The following is a 23,659-nucleotide window of genomic DNA, read 5'->3' as shown; positions in this document are numbered from 1 at the left end:
CGGGGCGGCCGGTCACCGGCCGCCCCGTCGGCGTCAGCGGAGGTGTGTGTGTACGTCGGCTCCCTGGAGTGTGACGTGCTGCTCGGCGACGTCCGGTCGCTGAAGCAGAAGCGCTCGGCGGTGCGTCCGCTGCTGGCCGAGCTGCGCCGGTTCGAGGTGGCGGCGGCCGAGGCGGGACATCTGGACCTGCACCGGCGTGCGCTGATCGGTGTGAGCTGTGTCGCCGCCGACGCGGGGCACGTCCGTGCCCTGCTGGAGCGGTGCGAGCGGCTGGTGGCCGCCCGCCCCGAGCTGGAGCTGTTGTCGGCCCGGACCCGGCTGTTCGGCCCCGACGACGACTGAGTCCCGGCGGTCGGGGGACGGACGCAGCGGCACCGCGTCCCGGCGGTCGGGAGACGACGCAGCGGCACCGCGTCCCGGCGGTCGGGGGACGAACCGGCAGGACCGAGAATCGAACGCGGCGTGACCCCGCGACCCGTGCCTAGACTCGGGCTCGCACGACCCGCTGGAAGGAGCAGGACATGGTCGACCAGGCCCGCGCGCGCAAGCTCGCGAAGCGGATCTCGCAGATCGTCGCGGAGGCCCTCGAGCACGAGGTGAAGGATCCGCGGCTGGCGATGGTGACGATCACCGACACCCGTGTCACCGGCGACCTGCGCGAGGCGACCGTGTTCTACACGGTCATGGGTGCCTCGCTGGAGGAGGAGCCGGACACCGCGGGGGCAGCCGCCGCGCTGCAGAGCGCGAGCGGGGTGCTCCGCAGCCGGGTGGGACAGCAGACCGGGGTGCGGCACACGCCGAGCCTCGCGTTCGTGCTGGACGCGGTGCCGGACACGGCCCGCCGGATGGAGGAGCTGCTGGCCCGCACCCGCGCCTCCGACGAGGAGGTGGCCCGGCTGGCGGCCACGGCGTCGCCGGCGGGGGACGCGGACCCGTACAAGGCCCCGCGGGAGACCGACGCCGAGTGACCGGCGGCGCGCACGAGACCGTCCCGGGTCCCGGTCCGGTCGACCCGGCCGGGGCAGCGGCAGTGCTGCGCCGGGCCCGTGACGTGCTCGTGGTCGGGCACGTCCGGCCCGACGCGGACGCCGCGGGCAGCGCCCTGGCCCTGGCCACGGCGCTGCACCGCGCGGGGATCCCGGTCACCGTGTCGTTCGGCGGGCCGGACCCGGTGCCCGCCGGGCTGGTCGACACCCTCGACCCCGCCGGGCTGGTCGTCGCCTCGGTGGACGCGCCGCGCGCGCCGGACCTGCTGGTCTGTTGCGACATCTCGTCGTCCCCCCGGCTGGGGGACCTGGAGCCGGTGCTGGACACGTCCGGGTCGTCGCTGGCGGTGGACCACCACGCGTCGTTCGTGGCGTTCGCGGACCGGTACCTCGTCGACCCGGGCGCCCCGGCGACGGTGACTCTCGTCCGGGCGGTGCTCGCCGAGCTGGGCGTCCCGCTGGACGCGGTCCTCGCCCGGTCCCTGTTCGCGGGGCTCTACACCGACACCGGCGGTTTCCGGCGTGGTGGTGCGGATGCGCTCCGGCTGGGCGCCGAGCTCGTCGACGCCGGTGTCGAGCCCGCTCCGCTGCTGCGGGACATCGGCGGTCCGGTGCCGTTCGCCTGGCTCGCCGCGCAGGCCACGGTGCTGGCCGGGGCCCACCGGGAGGAGGACGTCGCGGCGGGGGCGGACCTGGTGTGGGCCGCCGTCGACGTGGCGACCGCGACCCGGTTCCGTGACCGCACGGTCGCCCTGGTCGGGCCGCTGCAGGCCGCGGCCGGGGGCGGGGTGGCGGCGCTGCTGACCGAGACGGCACCGGGGGAGTGGTCGGTGTCGCTGCGCGGCAACGGGTCCCCGGACCTGTCCCGGGTGGCGACGACGCTCGGCGGCGGCGGGCACACCGGTGCCGCCGGGTTCGAGCGCTCCGGTACCCGCGACGAGCTCCTGGAGCTGCTCCGGGCGGAGCTGGCCCGCTGAGCACGTGCCCGGTTGATCGGGTTCATCCGGGGTACATCGCCGCGACACCACGATCGGATGGACCTCGGGGCGGTCCGGTGTCGCAGCACCGGGGCACGTAGCGTGTCCCGCGAGACCAGGAGGTGAGCGGTGCGATCCGAGCCCGCTGCGGCCCGCGGGGGCGACGACAGTCACGGCAACGAGCCCAGCGGGTGGCCGGAGTTCCTCCGGGCCTGGCTGCGCAACCCGGCCCAGGTGGGTGCGGTATGGCCGAGCTCGCCGCGGCTGTCGGCGAAGCTGGCCCGTATCGCGCCGGGTCACGGCGCGCCGGTCGTCGTGGAGCTGGGGCCGGGTACCGGGGCGGTGACCGCGCAGGTCGCGCGCCGGCTGTCCCCGGAGGGGCGGCACCTGGCCGTCGAGCTGGACCCGCGGATGGCGGACTACCTGCGCAGCCGGCACCCGGGCGTCGAGGTCGTGAACGGCGACGCCCGCAAGCTGGGGGCGCTGCTCGCCGAGCGCGACATCACCTCGGTCGACGCGGTGATCTCCGGGCTGCCCTGGTCGCTGTTCGACCGGACGATGCAGCAGGAGATCCTCGACCAGGTCGTCGGGGCGGTGGGGGAGACCGGTGCGTTCGCGACGTTCGCCTACTCCCACACCCTGCCGATGCCCTCGGCGCGGCGGTTCAAGGCGGCCCTGCACGACACGTTCGACGAGGTCGTGATGACCCGAACGGTGTGGCGCAACCTGCCGCCCGCGTTCTGCTTCCTCTGCCGTCGTCCCCGTCGGTGACCCGGCCCGCCCCCATCGCGGGCGGGCCCCGTGACATCCTCCGGCTCGCCCTGCCCGCGCTCCCGGTGCTGGCGGCCGAGCCGCTGTTCCTGCTGGTCGACACGGCCGTCGTCGGACGGCTGGGTGGGCTGCCGCTGGCCTCGCTCGCCGTCGCGGCGGTGCTGTTCGCGCAGGTCACGACCCAGCTGACGTTCCTGTCCTACGGGACGACGGCGCGCGCGGCCCGGTTCTACGGTGCCGGGCGCCGGTCGGCCGCGGTGGCGGAGGGTGTGCAGGCGACCTGGCTGGCGCTGGGCGTCGGGCTGCTGGTCGTCGTGCTCGGACAGCTCGCCGCGGCACCGCTGGCGGGGCTGCTCGCCGGGGACCCGGTGATCGCCGAGGGCGCGGTGTCGTGGCTGCGGATCGCGCTGTTCGGCGCCCCGCTGGTCCTGGTGACGCTGGCCGGCAACGGCTGGATGCGCGGGGTGCAGGACACCCGTCGCCCGATGTGGATCGTGATCGGCGGCAACCTGCTGTCCGCGCTGCTCTGTCCGCTGCTGGTGCACGGGGCGGGGGACTGGGCGGGCTGGGGGCTGGAGGGCTCGGCGATCGCCAACGTCGCGGGGCAGGCCGTCGCGGCGTCGCTGTTCCTGCGGGCGCTGGTCGTCGAACGACGGCGCGCGCCCGCCGGTGACCCGGTCCGCTTCGCGCCGGACGCCGCGGTGCTCCGTTCGCAGGCGACGATGGGCCGCGACCTGATCGTGCGGTCGCTGGGGTTCCAGGCCTGCTTCCTGTCCGCGACGGCGGTCGCCGCCCGGTTCGGGTCCGAGTCCGTCGCCGCGCACCAGATCGTGCTGCAGCTGTGGGTGTTCCAGTCCCTCGTGCTCGATGCGGTCGCGATCGCGGCGCAGTCGCTGGTCGGGGCCGCCCTGGGTGGCGCGGACGGCGGACACGGTGCGGACCGTGACCGTGCGGACACCGGACCGGCGCGGTCGCTCGCCGCCCGGGTCACCCGCTACGGCCTCGTGCTCGGCTGCGGGTTCGGCGTGCTGTTCGCCGCGCTCTACCCCGTCCTGCCGCCGGTGTTCACCCGCGACGCGGCGGTCCTCGCGGCGATCCCCGCGGCGTGGTGGTTCTTCACCGCGCTGCAGCCGATCGCCGGGGTGGTGTTCGCCCTGGACGGCGTGCTGCTCGGCGCCGGTGACGCGGCCTTCCTGCGCACCACGACGCTGCTCGCCGCGCTCGGCGGGTTCCTGCCGATGATCTGGCTGTCGCTGCTGTTCGGGTGGGGACTGGCCGGGATCTGGACCGGGCTCGCCGCGTTCATGGTGGTGCGCCTGGTCGCGGTGGGGCTGCGGGCGCGGTCGGGGCGCTGGGCGGTCCCGGGGGAGGTCCGGGCCTGACGCGCGTGGCCCGTCGACGGAGCCCGGGCGGCCGAGCGGCACACCAGGCACCCGGTGACGAGGTCCGGAGGTGCATGACGTGCCACTCGGCGGTTCCGGGACGGGGCACCGAGCCATGTCCCGCGCGGCGTTCCTCCCCGGCGCGCCTGGGGCCCGGTGGTGGCGGCGGGGTTCAGCCCCGGTCGGTGGCCGGGGTCTCCGAACGGTGGACGGCGGCACCCGGCCGGTGGAGCGGCGCCCCGGGGTCCTCCGGCGACCCGGTGTTCCCGTCGTCCCCGGGGGACCCGGCCGGGAGCGGCAGCCGCACGGTGAACACGGCGCCGCTGCCGTCGTCGCGGGTACCGACCGTCACCGACCCGCCGAGGCGGCGGGCGATCCGGTCGACCAGGGCCAGCCCGATGCCGCGGGGGCGGCCGCCGCGCGTGGCCCGGGTGCTGAACCCGAAGGTGAACAGCTCGCGGGCGGTGTCCTCGGGCACGCCGGGACCGCTGTCGGCGACCTCCAGCCGCAGCTCGCGGCCGTCCGGAGCGGTGCTCAGCGCCACCGCGACCGACCGCTCCCCGGTGCGCCCGGCGACCACCTCGATCGCGTTGTCGACGAGATTCCCGGCCAGCGAGACCAGGTCGTCCGCGGCGAACGGCAGCCGCAGGTCCGGCAGGACGTCGGGGTCGCAGGTGTCGGTGACGGTCAGGGTGACGTCCTGCTCGGCGGCCTGCCACGCCTTGTCCGCGAGCAGCGCGGCGAGGACCGGGTCGTAGACCGCGGCCACGACCTGCGCGGCGGGGCCGCGGGTGCGGTCGAGCGCGGCGGTCCCGGCCTTCGCGGCGTCGACGGTGTCGCCGAGCTCGATCAGGGTCAGGACGGTCTGCATCCGGTTGCCGAACTCGTGTGCCTGGCCGGACAGCGCGGCGACGGTGTCGCGGGCCTCGTCGCGCTCGCGCAGCACCCCGGCCAGCTCGGTGCGGTCGCGCAGCGTGAACACCCGCGTCCCCGGGCCCGCGGCCGGCCCGGCGTGCCTGCTGTTGACCAGCAGCACCCGCTCCCCGGCCAGGGCGGCCCGGTCGCGCAGGTCCGAGCGCAGCCCGCTCGTGAGCACGGCGGCGACGGCGGGGTCCATGCCGAGGCCTGCGAGCGGCCGCCCCGGTACGGCGGGGTCGTCGGGGGAGTCGTGGCCGGGCAGGCCGAGCAGCCGCCGGGCCTCGGCGTTGACGACGACGAGCCGCCCGTCGCCGTCGACGACCAGCAGCCCCTCGCCGACGGCGTGCAGCACCGCCTCGTGGTGGGTGTAGGCGGCGGTGATGTCCTCGGGCTCCAGCCCCAGGGTCTGGCGGCGCAGCCGCCGGGCCAGCAGCACCGCCAGCCCCGAACCGACGAGCACCGCCCCCGCGGCGGCCGCGACGATCCCGGGCAGCGAGCGCAGGGCGAGGTCGCTGATCCGGGTCTGCAGCACGCCGACGGACACGACGGCGGCGATCCGGCCGTCGACCAGGACCGGGGTGACGGTGCGGACCGAGGGCCCGAGGGTGCCGGTGTAGACCTCGGTCGAGGTCCGCCCGGCCAGCGCGGGGGCGATGTTGCCCTGGTAGGGCAGCCCGATCTCGTCGGGGTTGTAGTGGCTGTAGCGGATGCCCTGCGGGGACATCACGACGATGAACCCGGTGGTGGTGGCCCGCCGGACCCGCTCGGCGATGGGCTGGAGGCGGGCGGAGAGGGCGGCGAGACCGCCGCCGTCGCGGACGGCGTCGACGACCTCGGGGTCCGAGGCGAGCGACAGCGCGATCCCGGTGGTGAGCCGGCCCGCGGCGTCGTGCTCCAGGCGGCTCGCCCCGTAGCCGCCGAGCGCGGCGAGCCCGCCGACGGTCAGCAGCACGGTGACGACCTGCAGCAGGAACAGCCGCCGCACCAGCCGCGAGCGGCGCAGCGGCGGGGAGGAACGGAGCGGCCGGCGCACGGGCCCAGCCTGCCACCGCGGGGGCGGCAGTGGGACCCGTGCACCGGCCGGGACGTCGACACCCCCGCGGGCCTCGGGGCTCCGCGGGGGTGCGACGGTCATGGGAGGAGGACGTGCCCGGTCAGGAGCCCGCGCCGACCTTCTCGCGACGGGACTCGTCGGCGTCCGGCTTCGCGGCGCCGTCGGCGGCCTCGTCGATCTCGGCGTCCGCGGCCCCGCCACCGTGCGCGGCCTCCATGTCGGCCTCGACCAGCGTCGGGTCGTCGAGCACCGCGGCCAGCCGCTCACGGTCGAGCTCGCCGTTCCAGCGGGCGACGACCAGGGTGGCGACGACGTTGCCGATCGCGTTGGTCAGCGCCCGGCCCTCGGACATCATGCGGTCGATGCCGACGATCAGCGCGAGGCCGACGACGATGGCCTCGGGGGTGAAGAACTCCCCGCCGAAGGCCTGCAGCGACGCGGCCAGGGTGACCAGCCCGGCGCCGGTGACACCGGCGGCGCCCTTCGAGGTCAGCACCATGAGCACGGCCAGCGCGATCTGCGCGCCGATCGGCAGTACCTCGCCCCCGGCCTGGATGATGAACAGCGCACCCAGGGTCAGGTAGATGCAGGTGCCGTCGAGGTTGAACGAGTAGCCGGTCGGGATGACCATGCCGACGGTCTGCTTCGACGCACCGGCGGACTGGAGCTTCGTGAGGAAGCGGGGGAGCACCGACTCCGACGACGAGGTGCCGACGATGATCAGCAGCTCGTCCTTGATCAGCCGGATGACCTTGAGGACGTTGAACCCGGCGGCCCAGGAGACCGCGCCGAGGACGACGACCACGAACACCGCGCAGGTGCCCCAGAACACGGCCATCAGCTTGAGCAGGTTGACCAGCGACCCGCCGCCCATCTGGCCGACGGTGTAGGCCATGCCGCCGAACGCGGCGACCGGTGCGGCCCACATGATGATCTTGATGATGCCGAAGATGACCTGGGCGATGCCCTCGATGCCGCCGACCAGGCGGCTGCGCAGGGCCGGGTTCAGCGAGGAGATGGCGCAGGCCGACAGGATCGCCAGCACCAGGACCTGCAGCACCGAGTTCTCGACGAACGGGCCGAAGAAGCTGTGCGGGAGCAGCGAGTCCTGGATGAACGGGATGACACCCGACTCCTGACTGCCGGTCGCGGCCTGGTCGGTGGCCTTCGCGAGGTCGGACGCGCTCGGCTGGCCGGTGAATCCGGCGCCCGGCTGGAACACGTTGCCCGCGATGAGCCCCATCGTCAGCGCGATGACGGTCATGACCAGGAAGTAGCCCAGCGCCCGGGCGGCGAGACCGCCGGCGCGGGCCAGGTTGCCCAGCGAGGCGATGCCGACGACCACGGTGCAGAAGATGACCGGGCCGATGATGACCTTGATCATCTGGACGAACGTGTCGGCCAGCCACTTGGTCTCCTTGGCGAACCCGGGGGCGAGGAAGCCCACCAGGATCCCGGAGACGATGCCGACGATGACCCAGAACCAGAGCTGGGTGTAGACCTTCTTCTTGGTCCGGGTGGGGGTGGTGGACCCCGTCCCGGACGAGCCGTCTGCGTTGGCGACCTCGGCCATGTCCGTCCTCCTCGACGTGTGCGGTGGGGAAACGATGGGGTCGGGTCGTGTCGTGGGGCAACCGCGGGGACACCGGGCTTGAGGAAGCTTTGAGGAAAGCGTGGCTAGGGTGGGCGGCGTGCGGGTGCTGCTGGTCGAGGACGACGCGATCCTCGGCGACGCGTTGCGCCGCAGCCTCGTCCGCGAGGGCTACCCGACCGACCTCGTGACCAGCGGGTCCGCGGCCATCGCGGCCGTCGCCGAGCGGGAGCCCGACGTGGTGCTGCTCGACATGGGCCTGCCCGACCGCGACGGCATCGGCGTCTGTCGGGAGATCCGGGAGCGGTCCCGGGTGCCGATCCTGGCGATCACCGGCCGCGGCGACGTCGCGGCGCGGGTGCAGGGCCTGCGCTCGGGCGCCGACGACTACCTGGTCAAGCCGGTCTCCACCGAGGAGCTCGTCGCCCGGATCGAGGCCGTCCTGCGTCGTGCCACCGGCTCGGCGGTGGCCGCGACGGTGAGCGTCGGCGACGTCGTCGTCGACCTCGACCGGCGCGCGGTGACCGCGGGCGGCGCCGAGGTCGCGCTGACCCGCAAGGAGTTCGACCTGCTCGCCGCGCTCGCCCGCCGCGAGGGCGCGGTGCTGCCGCGCACCGAGTTGCTGGAGCAGGTGTGGGGGATCGCCGACGCCTCCGCGGCACGCACGCTGGAGGCGCACGTGGCGTCGCTGCGGTCGAAGCTGGGCACCCGCGACGTCGTGGTGACGGTCCGTGGAGTCGGGTACCGGCTGGCGCGTTAGCGTCCCGGCGTGCCCGCACGCAACCCGCCCCCGCCGCCCGGACTCGTGATCGTCGACAAGGACCGGGGCCCGACCAGTCACGACGTCGTCGGGAAGCTCCGCCGGATCATGGGCACCCGCAAGGTCGGCCACGCCGGGACGCTGGACCCGATGGCGACCGGGGTGCTGGTCGTCGGCATCGAGCGGGCCACCAAGCTGCTCGGGCACCTGTCGCTGGACACCAAGGCCTACACCGCCACCGTGCGCCTCGGGCAGGCCACCGACACCGACGACGCCGAGGGCACGCCCATCGGCGAGCCCGTCCCGGTCGATGCCGACGACGCCGCTCTCCGGGCCGCGACGGCCGCGCTGACGGGCGAGATCATGCAGGTCCCCAGCGCGGTCTCCGCGGTCAAGATCGACGGGAAGCGCGCCTACCAGCGGGTCCGCGACGGCGAGACCGTCGAGATCCCGGCCCGCCCGGTCACCGTGTCCGCCTTCGAGCTGCTCGCGGTGCGCCGCGAGGGGGCGTGGTGCGATCTGGACGTCGCCGTCGACTGCTCCTCGGGCACCTACGTCCGCGCGCTCGCCCGCGACCTCGGCGCCGCGCTGGGCTCCGCCGGGCACCTGACCGCGCTGCGGCGCACCCGGGTCGGACCGTTCACCCTGGAGCACGCGCGCACCGTCGAGCAGCTCGCCGAGGACCCCGGGCTGTCGCTGGACCTCGCCGCGGCCGTCGCGACGGCGTTCCCCCGCGTCGACCTCGACGCCTCCGCCGCCACCGACGTGCGGTTCGGCAAGTCGCTGCCCGCGGCCGGGATCGAGGGCACCTACGGCGTGTTCGCCCCGGACGGCGCCGCGCTGGCCCTGATGGCCGACCGCGGGCGCGACGCGCGCCCGGTCGTCGTGCTCGCCCCGGCGGGCTGACGGCCGGGGCCGGTCGCGGTCGCCCGCTGCACGGGATCCCACCCGGTTCGCCTAGGCTCGCGACCGTGCAGCGGTGGCGTGGTCTGGAGGCGGTTCCGCCCGGCTGGGGCCGGTGCGTCGTCACCGTCGGCGTGTTCGACGGGGTGCACCGGGGACACCGGCAGCTGATCGCCCGCGCGGTGGAACGGGCGCACGAGCGCGGCCTGCCCGCCGTCGTCGTGACGTTCGACCCGCACCCGGCCGAGCTGATCCGGCCGGGCACGCACCCGGCGCGGCTGTCCACACTCGACCGGCGGGCGGAGCTCGTGGCCGAGGCGGGCGCGGACGTCTTCTGCGTCATCCCGTTCACCGAGGCGCTGTCCCGGATGGCCCCCGCCGGGTTCGCGCACGAGGTGCTGGTGGACCGGCTGCACGCGGCCGTCGTCGTCGTGGGCAGCAACTTCACCTTCGGCCACCGGGCCGAGGGCGACGTCGGGACCCTCGCCGAGCTGGGCCGTCGCTTCGGGTTCGCCTGCGAGGCCCTCGACCTCGTCTCCGACCACGACGTGACCTTCTCCTCCACCTACATCCGGTCCTGCATCGACGCCGGGGCCGTCCGCGACGCCGCGCACGCGCTGGGCCGCTGGCACCGGGTGGACGGCGTGATCGTGCACGGCCACAAGCGTGGCCGTGACCTGGGCTATCCGACGGCGAACGTCGCCAGCCCACCGCACACGGCGATCCCCGCCGACGGCGTCTACGCGGGCTGGTTCCGCATCGGCGACCGCCGCCTGATGGGCGCCGTCTCGGTGGGGACCAACCCCACGTTCTCCGGGCGGGTGCGCACCGTCGAGGTCTACGTGCTCGACGTCGACGAGAACTTCTACGGCCACGAGGTTGGCGTCGAGTTCGTCGAGCGGCTGCGCGGCCAGGAGCACTACGACGGCATCGAGGCGCTCGTCGCGCAGATGGGTCGCGACGTCGCGACCTGCCGCGAGATCCTCACCGCGGCCGGCGACGCGACCGGACCCGACGGGGCGCCGGGTTAGGTGAAAACCCCCTGCCGGGGCCGAACGTCCACGCCCGCACCGCGTGGTCGCCGAGGCTGTGCGGCATGGACGACCCCCGCACCGCGGACCCGGTGGCGCAGGAGATCGCGCGTAACCGCGACCGCCAGAGCGCGATCTACGGCGAGCCCCTCGACGAGCGCATCCGCCGGCTCACGACCGGTCTCGGCATCACCCAGGCCCGCCTCGCCGCCGCGGTCGGGCTGAGCCCGGCGATGCTGTCCCAGCTGGCGGGCGGGCGCCGGGTCAAGATCGGGGACCCGGCGGTGCTGGGCCGGATGACCGCGCTGGACCGGCGGCTCGCGCACGGCCCGGTGTCCGACGCCGAGCGCGACGTGCTGCTGGCCCGGGTCCGGCAGGAGCCGACGCCGTGGGGACCCACCGGCGGCTGCCGCTGCGCCGGGCAGGCCCCCGCCTCCGGGCCGGCGGTGCCGCAGCCGCGACGGGCCCCGGCCGAGCCGACCGCGGAGGACGCGCTGCGCGGGGTGAGCGCGCCGGCCCGGCTCGTCGCGGCGGCGGCCGAGCTGGCCCCGGCGTTCCCGGAGATCGCGGAGGTGCTGCGCCGTGCCGCCGCCGGACGGCGCTGACAGGCTGTGCGGATGCGGCTGTTCAGCGCGCTGTGGCCGCCGCCCGGGGCGGTGGCGGCGCTGACCCGTGCCCTCGACGGGGCTCCGTCCCCGCTCCCGGACGGCGCGCGCCGGGCCGACCCGTCGACCTGGCACGTGACGCTGTGTTTCCACGGCGACGACGACCCGGACGCCCGCGCCGCGACCCTGGACATCGCCCTGGCCGGTGCCGTCGCGCCCCGGCTGCGGATCGCCGGCACCGGCACCTTCCCGGGCGTGCTGTGGGCCGGGGTCGAGGAACGCGACGGCCCTGCCGCGGGCGCCCTCGCCGACCTGGCCGCCCGGGCCGGTGCGACGGGGCCCCGGCCGTACCTCCCGCACGTCACCCTGGCCCGGTGGGACCGGCGCCGCGGGGACGCGACCGTGGGCGGCGACGGCATCGCCGCGGGCCCCTGGTGGACACCGGGGGAGGCGGTGCTCGTGCGCAGCGAGCCCGGTGCGCGCTACACCGTGCTCCACCGGGTCCCGCTCCGCCCCGGCATGCCGGACCGCACACCGGGGTGACACGGGTCGGAGACGGTCGGCGCACCCGTCGCTGGTACCGTTTCACACCGGGTCCGGCTGCAGTCCGTGGCGGCCGAGACCGACTTCCTGCCGTCCCACCGGTTCACCCGGGTGTCGTCGGACGTCATGGCCCCACGGACCGTCTCAAGGATGAAGGAGTTGAGCAGTGGCACTGACCACCGCCGAGAAGAAGAGCACGCTCGAGCAGTACGGCACCCACGCCACCGACACCGGGTCCCCCGAGGCCCAGGTCGCGCTGCTGACGAAGCGCATCGTCGGCCTGACCGAGCACCTGAAGCAGCACAAGCACGACCACCACAGCCGGCGCGGCCTGCTGCTGCTGGTCGGTCGTCGTCGCCGGCTGCTCAAGTACCTGCGCGAGGTCGACGTCACCCGTTACCGCGCGCTGATCGAGAAGCTGGGTCTGCGCCGCTGACCCGCCCGGCCGACCCGGCACCGGTTCCCGGTGCCGGGTCGTTCCGTGACACCGAGCGACACAACTGAACAGAGCCCGCCACTCGGGCGACCGGACATCCGCCGGTCCTCGGTAGTGGCCCCCGGAGCGCGACGCGCGGCCGGGGGCTTCGATCGAAGACCGGCCCAGCAGGGGATCGAGCCGGCGCCACGGTGGTGGGGGTAGACGAAGACCACTCCCAACGACGAGGAGAACACCCCCGTATGACTGACGTCATCTCCGAGGACGGCGTGCACGAGAGCACCGCCGTCATCGACAACGGCACCTACGGCACCCGCACCGTCCGGTTCGAGACCGGCCGGCTCGCCCGCCAGGCCGCCGGGTCCGTCGTCGCGTACCTCGACGACGAGACCATGCTGCTGTCCGCCACGACCGCCTCGAAGCGGCCGAAGGACCAGTTCGACTTCTTCCCGCTCACGGTCGACGTCGAGGAGCGGATGTACGCCGCGGGCCGGATCCCCGGCTCGTTCTTCCGCCGCGAGGGCCGCCCGGGCACCGACGCGATCCTGACCTGCCGCCTCATCGACCGCCCGCTGCGCCCGTCCTTCGTCGACGGCCTGCGCAACGAGATCCAGGTCGTCGTGACGGTCATGTCGCTCGACCCGAAGGACCCCTACGACGTCGTGGCGATCAACGCCGCGTCGGCGTCCACCCAGCTCGCCGGCCTGCCGTTCTCCGGTCCGGTCGGCGGCGTCCGCGTCGCGCTCATCGCGAACGAGGCGGGTACCGACACCCAGTGGGTCGCCTTCCCGACCCACGACCAGCTCGACCGCGCCGCGTTCGACATGGTCGTCGCGGGCCGCATCGTCGGTGACGACGTGGCGATCATGATGGTCGAGGCCGAGGCCACCGAGAACACCATCGACCTCGTCGCCGGTGGGGCCACCGCTCCGACCGAGGGCGTCGTCGCGGACGGGCTGGAGGCGGCCAAGCCGTTCATCCGCAGCCTGTGCGTCGCCCAGCAGCAGCTGGCCGACGTCGCGGCCAAGCCGACCGCCGACTACCCGGTGTTCCCGGCCTACCAGCCGGACGCCTTCGAGGCGGTCTCCGAGGCCGTCGAGCAGGAGCTGGCGCAGGCACTGACCATCGCCGGCAAGCAGGAGCGCGAGACCCGGACCGACGAGATCAAGGCGTCGGTGCTGGACAAGCTCGGCGAGCGTTTCGTCGGCCGCGAGTCCGAGCTCGGCAACGCGTTCCGCTCGCTGAACAAGAAGCTGGTCCGCCGCCGCATCCTGACCGACCAGGTCCGGATCGACGGCCGCGGCCTGACCGACATCCGGCCGCTGTCGGCCGAGGTCGAGGTCGTCCCGCGGGCGCACGGCTCGGCGCTGTTCGAGCGCGGCGAGACCCAGATCATGGGTGTCACCACGCTGAACATGCTCCGGATGGAGCAGCAGATCGACCAGCTGGGGCCGGAGACGCGCAAGCGCTACCTGCACCACTACAACTTCCCGCCGTACTCGACCGGTGAGACCGGCCGCGTCGGCTCGCCGAAGCGCCGCGAGATCGGCCACGGCGCGCTCGCCGAGCGGGCCCTGATCCCGGTCCTGCCGAACCGCGACGAGTTCCCCTACGCGATCCGGCAGGTCTCCGAGGCCCTGGGCTCGAACGGCTCGACCTCGATGGGCTCGGTCTGCGCGTCCACGATGTCGCTGCTCAACGCCGGTGTGCCGCTGAAGGCGCCGGTCGCGGGCATCGCGATGGGCCTGGTGTCCGACGAGGTCGACGGCCAGACGCGCTACGTCGCGCTGACCGACATCCTCGGTGCCGAGGACGCGTTCGGCGACATGGACTTCAAGGTCGCCGGCACCAAGGAGTTCGTCACGGCGCTGCAGCTGGACACCAAGCTGGACGGCATCCCGTCCGAGGTGCTCGCCGCTGCGCTGAACCAGGCCAAGGACGCCCGCCTGACCATCCTCGAGGTGATCGGCGAGGCCATCGACGGCCCGGACGAGATGAGCAAGTACGCGCCGCGGGTCACCGCGGTGAAGGTCCCGGTCGACAAGATCGGCGAGGTCATCGGGCCGAAGGGCAAGATGATCAACTCGATCACCGAGAAGACCGGCGCCGACATCTCGATCGAGGACGACGGCACGATCTACGTCGGTGCGAACGACGGCCCCTCCGCGGAGGAGGCGATCGGCATGATCAACGCGATCGCCAACCCGCAGCTGCCGAAGGTCGGCGAGCGGTTCCTGGGCACGGTGGTCAAGGCCGCCGCGTTCGGTGCCTTCGTCTCGCTCGTCCCCGGCAAGGACGGCCTGGTCCACATCTCCAAGCTCGGCAGCGGGAAGCGGATCAGCAAGGTCGAGGACGTCGTCAAGGTCGGCGACAAGCTGCGCGTCGAGGTCACCGACATCGACAACCGCGGCAAGATCTCGCTGATCCCGGTCGTGGAGGAGTCCGCCTCCGCAGACGTCACCGAGGCCCCGGCCGCCGAGGGCGCCGTCGACGCCGAGGCCCCGGCCGAGGCCGCCAACCCGAGCTGAACTGTTGGCACCTGAGAACGACCACGCGGCGGCGGCCCGGGACCTTTCCCGGGCCGCCGCCCGCGTGTCCCCGGCGCCCGTGACCACCGCCGACGACACCACCGACACGGTCCGCCGCAGCGACCTGCCCGGCGGGGTCCGGCTCGTCACCGAGACGGTGCCCGGCGTCCGCTCGGTCGCGCTGGGCATCTGGATCGGGATCGGCTCGGTGGACGAGACCCCCGAGCAGGCCGGCGCCGCGCATTTCCTGGAACACCTGCTCTTCAAGGGCACCCGGCGGCGCACCGCGGCAGGCATCGCCGAGGAGATGGACGCCGTCGGTGGTGAGCTGAACGCGTTCACCGCCAAGGAACACACCTGCTACTACGCCCACGTCCTCGACACCGACGTGGCGCTGGCGGTGGACGTGCTGGCCGACGTCGTCACCGACGCCGAGCTGGCCCACACCGACGTCGAGCTGGAACGGGGCGTCGTGCTCGAGGAGATCTCGATGCGCGACGACGACCCGGAGGACCTGCTCGGCGACATGTTCGACGAGACCCTGTTCGGCGACCATCCGCTCGGGCGCCCGGTGATCGGCTCCGAGGACTCGATCCGGGCGATGAGCCGCGACACCCTGCACAGCTTCTGGCGCGGGGAGTACACGACGCCGCGGATGGTCGTCGCCGCGGCCGGGAACCTGGACCACGACCACGTCGCGGAGCTCGTCGCCGCCGCGCTGGACCGTGCGGCGCAGGGCCACACCGGCGCGCGCCCGGTGCCGCCGCGGACGGCGACCGGGGCCCGCCCCGTGCGCACCGGCGCCCTCGGCCTGCTCGACGACGACTCCGAGCAGGCCCACATGATGCTCGGCGTGCCCACCGCGGGTCGCGCCGGACGCGGCCTGCCGGTGCTGGCGGTGCTGAACTCCGCCCTCGGCGGGGGACTGTCGTCGCGGCTGTTCCAGCAGGTCCGCGAGCAGCGCGGACTGGCCTACCAGGTCTACTCCTCGACCGTCCGCTACGCCGACGCCGGCGCGCTGTCGGTGTACGCCGGGTGCGCCCCGGAGAGGCTGGGCGAGGTCGTCGCGGTCGTGCGGGACGTGCTCGCCGAGGTCGCGGCCGACGGTCTGACCGAGGCCGAGGTCGTCCGCGCCCGGGGCGCCCTGCGCGGGGGACTGGTGCTGGGCTGCGAGGACACCGCGTCGCGGATGAACCGGCTCGGCCGCGCCGAGCTGGACCACGGGCGGCAGCGGTCGCTGGCCGACAGCCTGGCCCGCATCGACGCCGTCACCCCTGCCGAGGTCGCCGCACTGGCGGGGGAGCTGCTGGCCCAGCCGCTCACCGCGGCCGTGGTGGGTCCCTACGGCGACGTGGACGACCTCCCCGCCGCGCTGCGCGACCTGGCCTGACCTCCCCCGAACCTGCTCCGAGGGTCACTTTCGTGGCTTCTACGGCCCCGAGAGTGACTCTCGGGGCATCCGGGGTGGTGGGTGAGACGGGCAGAGCCCCGGACCGGGCGGTCCGGGGCTCTGTGCCGTCACTGGGTCGAGGACGACGACCGCGACGTCGGCGAGCATGGCGCCGACCGCCGTCGTCACCGCACCGAACGCCGCCGTGGCGACGACGCCGTGGATGTCGTTGGTCGAGATGGTGCGGATGAAGTAGTCGCCCATGCCCTGCCAGGCGAAGGTCTTCTCGGTGATCACCGCGCCGGTGAACAGCGCCGGGATCGCGAACGCCACCTGGGTGGCGACCGGGATCATCGAGCTGCGCAGCCCGTGGCGGCGGATGGCCTGCCTGCGGGTCAGCCCCTTGGCCCGGGCGGTCCGCACGTAGTCGGAGTTGACCACGTCGAGCAGCATCGAGCGCTGCAGCAGGTGGTAGCCCGCGTAGGAGATGATCAGCAGCGAGATCGTCGGCAGCACCAGGTGCTGGGCCCGGTCGAGGAGCAGCGGCCAGAACCCGGTGACCCCGGGCGACTCGGACCCCGCGACGTAGAACAGCGTCCCGCCGACACCCTGGTTGATCGCGATGGCGACGAATACGACCGCGAGCGCCGCGACCGCCGACGGGATGTTCAGGGTGAACACCGAGGTCAGCTGGGCGGCGCGGTCACCGAGCCGGTACTGGCGCTGGGCCGAGTAGACCCCGAGCGCCACCCCGATCACGATCGACAGCAGCAGCGAGAAGAACACCAGCTGCCCGGACACCACGACGCGGAACGCCACCTGCGCGTTCACCGGGTCGCCGATCGGGCTGGTGCCCCAGTCCCACCGGGTCACGATCCCGGTGACCCAGATCCACCACCGCTCCAGGACCGGGACGTTCGAGTCCAGGTTGTACTGGCCCAGCGAACGGGCGATCTCCGCGTCGGTGCGCGGCGGCCGCAGCTGCAGGTAGTTGACCCGGGGGTCGAGGAACGAGTTCGCGAGGAAGTAGACCAGGTTGGTCGCGACGACGATCATCGCGAGCCACCCGGCGCCCCTGCGCAGGAGGTACCGGAGCACGCTGCTCTTCTCTGTTCGTCCGCGGTGCGGTGGTGGTGACCGGCACGCGCGGGTGGTGGGACGACCGCAGGTGAGCGGGTGTCACTGTTTCGGGTGACATCGAGGCTGGCACGGCAGTACCAGAAATCGGTAGACCCGGCTCACAGCGTTTACCCATTCGTGACGATGACAGCCGGCCGTCACCGCGGGTTCGTCCGCTCGACGCGTGTGACCTGCTGGCAGGCTGGGCGTCATGACCGCCCTCGCCGTCGTCGCCGGCCTGATGATGCTCGTCGGCCTGGCCGGGACCGTGCTGCCGGTGCTGCCCGGGCCGCTGCTGATCGTCGGCGGGGTGGCGGTCTGGGCGGTCCCGCGCGGCGACGCGGTCGGCTGGTGGGTGCTCGGCATCGCGGTGCTCGTCACCGTCGCCGGTCAGATCGCGAAGTACCTGCTCCCCGGACGCCGGCTCAAGGCAGCCGGGGTCCCGACCCGCACCCTGTTCGCGGGGCTCGTGCTGGGGGTCGTCGGGTTCTTCGTCGTGCCCGTCGTCGGGCTGTTCCTCGGGTTCGTGCTCGGCGTGTGGCTGGCCGAGCTGGCCCGCCTGCCCGACGCCGCCACCGCCTGGCGCTCGGCACGCGAGGCGCTCACCGCCGTCGGCTGGAGCATCCTCATCGAGCTCGCCGCCGGGCTGGTGACGGTCGCGGTGTGGATCGGCGGCCTGGTCGTCGGCTGAGCCCCGGCCGACCGTGGCCCCGTGATCGTGGATCGGGCACCGTCCGCACCGGCGTGCGACCGGTCCGGTGCCGGATCCGTGATCACGGTCGGCCGCTGCATAGACTCCGCGGCGGTCCACGACGTCGAGGTGCGCGAGGTGTACGGGTGAGCGGGACGATCAAGGTGGCGGTCCTCGGGGCGAAGGGCCGGATGGGCTCCGAGGTGTGCCGGGCGGTCGAGGCCGCCGGGGACACCGAGCTGGTCGCCGCGCTGGACGCGGGCGACGACCTGTCCGCCCTCGACGGCGCCGACGTCGCCGTGGACTTCACCCACCCCGGCGCCGCGATCACCAACATCCGCGAGTGCCTGGCGCGCGGGGTCGCGCCCGTCGTCGGGACCAGCGGCTTCGACGCCGCCAGGTTCGACGAGGTCCGCGCGATCCTCGATGAGCGCGGCTCCGGCAGCGTGCTCGTCGCCCCGAACTTCGGGGTCGGCGCCGTGCTGATGATGCACTTCGCGGCGCAGGCCGCCCGCTTCTTCGACTCCGCCGAGGTCGTCGAGCTGCACCACGCCGGCAAGGTCGACGCGCCGTCCGGTACCGCCGCGCGGACCGCGTCGGTGATCGGCGCGGCACGACGCGAGGCCGGGCTCGGCGAGGTCCCCGACGCCACCACCGACGACCCGCACGGCGCCCGCGGCGCGGTCGTCGAGGGCGTCCACGTGCACGCGGTCCGGATGCCCGGGCTGATCGCGCACCAGGAGGTCATCCTCGGCACCGACGGCGAGGTCCTCACGCTGCGCCACGACTCGATGAACCGGACCAGCTTCATGCCGGGCGTGCTGCTCGCGGTGCGCGCCGTCCGCGACCGCCCGGGCCTGACGATCGGCCTGGAGCCGCTGCTCGGGCTCGGCTGAGCCCTCAGCCGACCAGGTGCAGGTCCAGCGTTCCGGCGTGGCGGACCTCGCGCAGCGTCGACGTGCCGGTGTCCAGCGTGCGCACCGCGCCGTCGGGTGCCCAGCCGGCGCGGCCGTAGAAGTTCCGTGAGGCGGTGTCGGCCTCGGCCACCCAGGTGCGCCCCGAGTCCGAGCCGGACTCCCGCAGCGCGGCCGCGGCGGCGGCGAGCAGCCGTCCGCCGTGCCCGCGCCTGCCCCAGCGCGGCTCCACGAGCAGGGTGCTGACCTCGGCGATCGCCATGCCGTCGGCCCCGGCATAGCGGGCGGCGGCGGCGAACCCGACGGTCTCGTCCCCCTCGACGGCGACGAACAGGTGGAAGCCGTCCCCGGCGTGCACGGCGTCGCTCCAGTGCGAGCGCGCGGCGTCGGAGGTGAGCCCGGCGAACGCCTCCTCGGGCAGCAGCCCGGCGTAGGCGGTGCGCCAGGTGCGGTCCTGGATCGCCATGATCGCGCCGACGTCGTCGTCGGTGGCGGGGCGGACGGTCGCGGTGGCCATGGGTCATGCCTACCGTGCGACCCCGCGGGCCGCGTCACCGCCCGGGTCCACAGCGGCCGCACAGGTCGTTGCGATCCGCGCCCCATGCCCGGTCCCTACCGTCGTCATCGGTTCTGCACGAGAGTCCGTACGACGACGCACCGGAGGATCCCGCCATGCCCCGCTACCAGGGCCGTGACCTGCCCCGCCCCGACGACGAGGTCGTCGACCAGGGCCTCGGGTTCGACCTCGGCACCCTGCTGAGCAGGCGCCGCATGCTGGCCGTGCTCGGCGTCGGCGCCGTCAGCGCCGGGCTCGCGGCCTGCGGTACCGCGGCTCCGTCGGCGACGACCGCGACCACGACCGGCGAGATCCCGGACGAGACGGCCGGCCCGTACCCCGGTGACGGCACCAACGGTGCGAACGTGCTGACCGAGTCCGGGGTGGTCCGCAGCGACATCCGGTCGAGCTTCGGCACCGGCTCGGCGACCGCGGCCGGGGTGCCGATGACCCTCGAGCTGACGATCACCGACATGGCCGCCGCGGGCATGGCGGGTGCCGCGGTCTACGTCTGGCACTGCGATCGCGACGGCCGGTACTCCCTGTACTCCGAGGGGCTGGAGGACGAGAACTACCTGCGAGGGGTCCAGGTCGCCGGCAGCGACGGGAAGGTGCGCTTCACCAGCATCTTCCCGGCCTGCTATAGGGGGCGCTGGCCGCACATCCACTTCGAGGTCTACCCCTCCGAGGCCGACATCACCGACGCCGCCAACGCGGTCGCCACCTCGCAGGTCGCCCTGCCGCAGGCCGACTGCGACACCGTCTACGCCACCACGGGATACGAGCAGTCGGTGTCCAACCTGGCCGAGCTGAGCCTGGCGTCCGACAACGTCTTCGGCGATGACGGCGGCGCCCTCCAGCTCGCGACCGTCACCGGCGATCCGGCCACGGGCTACACGGTCGCACTGACCGCCGCCGTCGACCTGTCCACCGAGCCGACCGCGGGTGCCGCCCCGGGCGGGGGCGGGCCGGGCGCCGGCGGCCCCGGCGGCCCACCGCCCGGCAGCTGACCGGCCGGATGTCACCCGGCGCGGTGCCGCGGGTCCGGTGCCGCCCGTGTGGTGCGGCCCGGCCGCCGGTCCGGGCGGCACCGGATCCTGTCGGTGCCCCGTGGCAGCATCCCGGCCGTGCGCACGCTCTCAGCCGATGTCGCCCGTCGGACGTTCCTCGCGGCCCAGGGCTTCACCGACCCACGGCCGTCCGGGCCGGTCACCCGTCGTCATCTCGGACGGGTGCTGGACCGGGTGAAGCTGCTGCAGCTCGACTCGGTCAACATCGCGGTGCGCGCGCACTACATGCCGCTGTTCAGCAGGCTCGGTGCCTACCCCGCCGCCCTCCTCGACGACGCCGCCTGGTCGCCCGACGCGCGCCGCCCACGGCTGCTGGTGGAGACCTGGGCGCACGAGGCGAGTCTGGTCCCGGTCCGGGACATGCCGCTGCTCTCGCACGAGGCGTTGCCGCGGCGCTGGTGGAAGCACTACGGCCCGCTGCTGGAGAAGCACCCGGCCCTGGCCGGGGACATCCTCGACGTCGTCGCGGAGTCCGGGCCGCTGGGTGCCGGTGCGATCGAGAAGGCGCTCGCCCCGCACGGACGGGCCGGTGAGGTGCGCCCGCGCCCCCCGGGCGCGACGTGGTGGGAGCGCTCGGAGGTCAAGCGGGTCTGCGAGTACCTGTTCGCGACCGGCGAGCTGTCGGTCGGCACCCGTGTCCACTTCGAACGCCACTACGACCTGCCCTCGCGTGTGCTGCCCCCGGAGGTCCTCGCGCAGCCCGTACCGGACCCGGCGGACGCCGCGCGCGAGCTCGTGGCCAGGTCCGCGTCCGCGCTGGGCATCGGTACCGAGACCGACCTGCGCGACTACTACCGGCTCGGCCCGGAGCGCACCCGCACCGCGATCGCCGAACTCGTCGACGCGGGTGCCCTGGAACCGGTGACCGTGCGCGGCTGGGCCCGGCCCGCCTACCGGGACCCGGAGGCCCGGGTGCCGCGCGCGGTGACCGGCCGGGCGCTGCTGTGCCCGTTCGACCCGCTGGTGTGGGAGCGGGACCGGACCGAGCGGATCTTCGGGTTCCGCTACCGCATCGAGATCTACGTGCCGGAGCCGAAGCGGGAGTACGGCTACTACGTCTTCCCGTTCCTGCTCGACGGTGAGCTCGTCGGACGGGTCGACCTCAAGGCCGACCGGGCGGCCGGGGTGCTGCGAGTGCCCGGCGCGTTCGCCGAGCCCGGGGCGAGCGCCCCGCGCCTGCGGATCGCGGCCGAGCTGGCCGGGGAGCTCGCGACGATGGCGGGCTGGCTCGGGCTCGACGGCGTCGCCGTGGGGGAGCGCGGCGACCTGGCCGCCGAGCTCCGGGCCGAGGTCGCCGCCGCCTGAGCCTTCAGGCGGGGTCGAGGCGGAACACGGCGATCGTGTCCAGGTGCTCGGCGACCTGCTCCTCGGTGGCGTCGGCCGGCACCGGGAACGCCGACAGCGCCCACGGTACGTCGCGTGCCCGCAGGTAGCCGACGACGACGGCCGCGGCCTCGGCGCGCCCGGGCTCGACCGCGCGGTGCGGCTCGTCGCCCGTGACTGAGCGGATCGCGCACTCCGGCGTGCTGTCCACGACGCCGAGCCTACGCCGGTACCTCGCTCGCCGATCATCTCGATGAACGAGGTACCGGTCGCAGGGTCAGACCGCGCCGGCCGACGCCCGGGTCACGAGTACGTCGCCGCTGCCGGTGCGTCCGGACAGCCGCACCGCGGGCGCCGTGGACGGGGTGTCGTGGCGGACGTCGAGCTCGGATCGGGCGCGGCCCGACCCGGTCGACAGGTCCAGCTCGGCGGCCACACCGGAGTGCACCCCGACCCGGACCGACCCCGACCCGGTGCCGAGCCGGACGTCACCGGAGACCGCGTCGGCGACGACGACGTCCCCCGACCCCGAGCGCACCTCGAGGTCCGCGGTGAGCTCGCCGACGCGGACGTCGCCGCTGCCGGTCCGGATGCGCGACGCGCCGCCGAGCGACCCGGCCTCGACGCCGCCGGAGCCGGCACGCAGATGCGCCCGGCCCGAGCACGTGCCCAGGTCGATCGACCCCGAGCCGGTGGTGACGTCGGCGTCGCCGTGCACCTGGGCCACGCGGGCCGCGCCGGACCCGGTCCGCACCGCGGCCCAGGACGCCCGGCCGGTCAGCTCGACCGAGGCCGCGCCGGTCCGTACCGCGGGCCGCGACCCGGCGGGGGCGGAGACGGTGACCACGAGCGGCACCGCGCCGAGGGCCGGGTCGTCCGCCCCGCGGACCACCAGGCGTCGCGACGAGGCCGACCACTCGATGGTGACGGCGTCGACGGCGTCCGCCGACGGGTCGCCGGTGGCCTCCCAGGGGGCACCGACGATCGGGTCGAACCCGCGGCCGGACCAGCCCGCCCCGGCCCGGGGCACGCCGGAGCCGCCGGTCATCGAGCTGCCGATCCAGTCGAGCAGCCCGCCGAGGCCGCCGGACCACGGCGCGGTGCTGCGGTCGGCGGTGACCTCCGCGCGGACCTCGTCGGCCCCGTCGACCAGGTCGATCCGGACCCGGCCGGCGCCGGTCGTCACCTCGATCTCGGCGGCGCCGGCGCAGTCGAACCGCTCGCTGCGGGAGGGTGTGCCGGCGCCGCCCGTGGAGCCGTGGCCGCCGCCTGTGCTGTCGCCGCCTGTGCTGCCGGTGCCCGCGCTGCCGGTGTCGCCGGTCGGCGTGTGGCCGGTGCCATCGCCGTCGCCGCCACTCGCGCCGGTGGAGGCGCCGCTCTCCCCGGTGGGGCGGCTCCGGGAGCCGGTGTGGGCGTCGCCGTCGTGCGTGGCGTCACCGCTGCCGTCGTCCGGTCCGGGGCCCGTCTGTCCGTCGCTCATCCCTGCACCCATCCCCTCAGGTTGCGCCCGTCGCGGTGCGGACGGCCGGCGCGTCCCTCCGCGCCGGCCAGTGCCCCCTGCACCGCCTGGGACACCCAGGTGTTGAGCGAGACGCCCTGGGACTGGGCGGCACGCTCGGCCTGGGCCTTGATCTGCTCGACGATGCGCAGGGTGACCCGGCTGATGTCCCCGGCGTCACCGGAGAACGGCGAGCCACCGGAGGCCGGGCCACCGGAGCCGCCGCCGCCGAACGGGAAGCCGCCGAACGGCGAGGTCCCCTCGCTCGCCGGGGCCGGGTCCGGGGTGGCGGAGTGTCCCGGCTCCGGGTCGCCCCCGGACACCGACACGCGCACCTCCCGGCCGTGCAGGCGGACCTCGACCGAGCGGTCGCCGAGCGCGGCGGTCGCCTCCGAGGCCAGGTCGGAGAGGGCGTTCATGATCGCGAGCCGGGCGGCGGGCTCGATCGCGGAGCCGAGCAGAGCCGCCGTGCGGCGGGTCTGCTCGTCGCCCGCGGCCGCCGCGGCGGCGAGGTCGTCGCGCAGCTGCGCGACATACGGCGTGAGGTCCATGACACCACTATGGCGTCACTCCTGACATCACGCCACTCGTTCGTGGCGTCGGTGGCGACGTC

Annotated in this window: 24 protein-coding genes; 17 read left to right on the top strand and 7 right to left on the bottom strand. The window is 74.6% G+C overall.

The window, feature by feature from the left end; all coding sequences use genetic code 11:
- The first annotated feature begins 48 nt into the window (after positions 1 to 48).
- The 5 genes from DMP15_RS22250 (at position 49) to DMP15_RS22230 (ending at position 4,116) form a co-directional block, all read left to right on the top strand.
- On the top strand, positions 49 to 342 hold the full coding sequence (locus DMP15_RS22250; RefSeq protein ID WP_062401124.1) for a DUF503 domain-containing protein: 294 nt from the start codon (positions 49 to 51) through the stop codon (positions 340 to 342).
- 179 nt (positions 343 to 521) lie between these two features.
- On the top strand, positions 522 to 968 hold the full coding sequence (gene rbfA / locus DMP15_RS22245; RefSeq protein WP_062401126.1) for a 30S ribosome-binding factor RbfA: 447 nt from the start codon (positions 522 to 524) through the stop codon (positions 966 to 968).
- Complete coding sequence (locus tag DMP15_RS22240) at positions 965 to 1,963, top strand: DHH family phosphoesterase (protein ID WP_100880013.1); 999 nt, start codon at positions 965 to 967, stop codon at positions 1,961 to 1,963. Before rbfA ends, DMP15_RS22240 begins: the two co-directional genes overlap by 4 nt.
- 129 nt (positions 1,964 to 2,092) lie before the next feature.
- Entirely contained in the window at positions 2,093 to 2,734 is a 642-nt protein-coding gene (locus DMP15_RS22235; protein ID WP_374210215.1) for a class I SAM-dependent methyltransferase, read from the top strand.
- Positions 2,731 to 4,116: an MATE family efflux transporter gene (locus DMP15_RS22230; RefSeq protein WP_253068566.1), complete on the top strand. Its 1,386-nt coding sequence runs from the start codon at positions 2,731 to 2,733 to the stop codon at positions 4,114 to 4,116. Before DMP15_RS22235 ends, DMP15_RS22230 begins: the two co-directional genes overlap by 4 nt.
- 172 nt (positions 4,117 to 4,288) lie before the next feature.
- On the opposite strand, the gene DMP15_RS22225 is transcribed toward DMP15_RS22230, so the two are convergent.
- Positions 4,289 to 6,067 (bottom strand): sensor histidine kinase, encoded by a 1,779-nt coding sequence (locus DMP15_RS22225; protein WP_337826403.1) that lies wholly within the window; start codon positions 6,065 to 6,067, stop codon positions 4,289 to 4,291.
- Between the two features lie 121 nt (positions 6,068 to 6,188).
- Complete coding sequence (locus tag DMP15_RS22220) at positions 6,189 to 7,661, bottom strand: cation:dicarboxylate symporter family transporter (RefSeq protein WP_073578126.1); 1,473 nt, start codon at positions 7,659 to 7,661, stop codon at positions 6,189 to 6,191.
- Between the two features lie 118 nt (positions 7,662 to 7,779).
- On the opposite strand from DMP15_RS22220, the gene DMP15_RS22215 reads away from it, so the two are divergent.
- The 8 genes from DMP15_RS22215 to DMP15_RS22180 all read left to right on the top strand — a co-directional run bounded on the left by DMP15_RS22215 (position 7,780) and on the right by DMP15_RS22180 (position 15,875).
- Positions 7,780 to 8,439 carry a response regulator gene (locus tag DMP15_RS22215; RefSeq protein WP_073578276.1) on the top strand — a complete coding sequence of 220 codons (660 nt, stop codon included), beginning with the start codon at positions 7,780 to 7,782 and terminating at the stop codon, positions 8,437 to 8,439.
- 9 nt (positions 8,440 to 8,448) lie between these two features.
- On the top strand, positions 8,449 to 9,345 hold the full coding sequence (gene truB, locus DMP15_RS22210) for a tRNA pseudouridine(55) synthase TruB (protein ID WP_179760694.1): 897 nt from the start codon (positions 8,449 to 8,451) through the stop codon (positions 9,343 to 9,345).
- Between the two features lie 65 nt (positions 9,346 to 9,410).
- Complete coding sequence (locus DMP15_RS22205; protein ID WP_100880018.1) at positions 9,411 to 10,373, top strand: bifunctional riboflavin kinase/FAD synthetase; 963 nt, start codon at positions 9,411 to 9,413, stop codon at positions 10,371 to 10,373.
- A gap of 65 nt (positions 10,374 to 10,438) precedes the next feature.
- Positions 10,439 to 10,978 (top strand): helix-turn-helix domain-containing protein, encoded by a 540-nt coding sequence (locus DMP15_RS22200; RefSeq protein ID WP_337826402.1) that lies wholly within the window; start codon positions 10,439 to 10,441, stop codon positions 10,976 to 10,978.
- A 12-nt stretch (positions 10,979 to 10,990) separates the two neighbouring features.
- On the top strand, positions 10,991 to 11,521 hold the full coding sequence (locus DMP15_RS22195; RefSeq protein WP_337826401.1) for a 2'-5' RNA ligase family protein: 531 nt from the start codon (positions 10,991 to 10,993) through the stop codon (positions 11,519 to 11,521).
- Positions 11,522 to 11,687: 166 nt separating this feature from the next.
- Positions 11,688 to 11,957 (top strand): 30S ribosomal protein S15, encoded by a 270-nt coding sequence (gene rpsO, locus DMP15_RS22190; protein ID WP_073578122.1) that lies wholly within the window; start codon positions 11,688 to 11,690, stop codon positions 11,955 to 11,957.
- Positions 11,958 to 12,199: 242 nt separating this feature from the next.
- Complete coding sequence (locus DMP15_RS22185; protein WP_073578121.1) at positions 12,200 to 14,485, top strand: polyribonucleotide nucleotidyltransferase; 2,286 nt, start codon at positions 12,200 to 12,202, stop codon at positions 14,483 to 14,485.
- Positions 14,486 to 14,564: 79 nt separating this feature from the next.
- The gene (locus DMP15_RS22180) at positions 14,565 to 15,875 is read left to right on the top strand and encodes a M16 family metallopeptidase (protein ID WP_337826400.1); all 1,311 of its coding nucleotides are present in this window, start codon (positions 14,565 to 14,567) and stop codon (positions 15,873 to 15,875) included.
- A gap of 39 nt (positions 15,876 to 15,914) precedes the next feature.
- Here DMP15_RS22180 and DMP15_RS22175 read toward each other — a convergent pair whose 3' ends face one another.
- A complete protein-coding gene (locus tag DMP15_RS22175; protein WP_073578120.1) occupies positions 15,915 to 16,973 on the bottom strand; it encodes an ABC transporter permease in 1,059 nt (352 codons plus the stop codon).
- A 232-nt stretch (positions 16,974 to 17,205) separates the two neighbouring features.
- Here DMP15_RS22175 and DMP15_RS22170 point away from each other — a divergent pair, with 232 nt between their 5' ends.
- Entirely contained in the window at positions 17,206 to 17,685 is a 480-nt protein-coding gene (locus DMP15_RS22170) for a DUF456 domain-containing protein (RefSeq protein ID WP_073578119.1), read from the top strand.
- Between the two features lie 146 nt (positions 17,686 to 17,831).
- Positions 17,832 to 18,581 carry a 4-hydroxy-tetrahydrodipicolinate reductase gene (gene dapB / locus DMP15_RS22165; protein WP_073578118.1) on the top strand — a complete coding sequence of 250 codons (750 nt, stop codon included), beginning with the start codon at positions 17,832 to 17,834 and terminating at the stop codon, positions 18,579 to 18,581.
- 4 nt (positions 18,582 to 18,585) lie between these two features.
- Here the strand turns inward: dapB and DMP15_RS22160 are convergent, their stop codons facing one another.
- Positions 18,586 to 19,116 (bottom strand): GNAT family N-acetyltransferase, encoded by a 531-nt coding sequence (locus DMP15_RS22160; RefSeq protein WP_073578117.1) that lies wholly within the window; start codon positions 19,114 to 19,116, stop codon positions 18,586 to 18,588.
- Positions 19,117 to 19,271: 155 nt separating this feature from the next.
- Here DMP15_RS22160 and DMP15_RS22155 point away from each other — a divergent pair, with 155 nt between their 5' ends.
- Positions 19,272 to 20,165 carry a dioxygenase family protein gene (locus DMP15_RS22155; protein ID WP_073578116.1) on the top strand — a complete coding sequence of 298 codons (894 nt, stop codon included), beginning with the start codon at positions 19,272 to 19,274 and terminating at the stop codon, positions 20,163 to 20,165.
- Between the two features lie 117 nt (positions 20,166 to 20,282).
- Entirely contained in the window at positions 20,283 to 21,530 is a 1,248-nt protein-coding gene (locus DMP15_RS22150) for a winged helix-turn-helix domain-containing protein (protein ID WP_337826399.1), read from the top strand.
- Between the two features lie 4 nt (positions 21,531 to 21,534).
- Here DMP15_RS22150 and DMP15_RS22145 read toward each other — a convergent pair whose 3' ends face one another.
- The 3 genes from DMP15_RS22145 to DMP15_RS22135 all read right to left on the bottom strand — a co-directional run bounded on the left by DMP15_RS22145 (position 21,535) and on the right by DMP15_RS22135 (position 23,597).
- Complete coding sequence (locus DMP15_RS22145) at positions 21,535 to 21,759, bottom strand: hypothetical protein (protein ID WP_073578115.1); 225 nt, start codon at positions 21,757 to 21,759, stop codon at positions 21,535 to 21,537.
- A 66-nt stretch (positions 21,760 to 21,825) separates the two neighbouring features.
- The gene (locus DMP15_RS22140) at positions 21,826 to 23,028 is read right to left on the bottom strand and encodes a DUF4097 family beta strand repeat-containing protein (RefSeq protein WP_083659081.1); all 1,203 of its coding nucleotides are present in this window, start codon (positions 23,026 to 23,028) and stop codon (positions 21,826 to 21,828) included.
- Positions 23,025 to 23,597 (bottom strand): toxin-antitoxin system HicB family antitoxin, encoded by a 573-nt coding sequence (locus DMP15_RS22135; protein WP_073578114.1) that lies wholly within the window; start codon positions 23,595 to 23,597, stop codon positions 23,025 to 23,027. The genes DMP15_RS22140 and DMP15_RS22135 overlap by 4 nt, the downstream gene beginning before the upstream one ends.
- Between the last annotated feature and the right edge of the window lie 62 nt (positions 23,598 to 23,659).

It is taken from the genome of Pseudonocardia sp. UM4_GMWB1 (genome assembly GCF_017312155.1).
GTDB lineage: Bacteria > Actinomycetota > Actinomycetes > Mycobacteriales > Pseudonocardiaceae > Pseudonocardia > Pseudonocardia alni.
The sequence above is the reverse complement of the archived record's forward strand: the minus strand, read 5'-3'. Positions and strand labels throughout refer to the sequence as shown.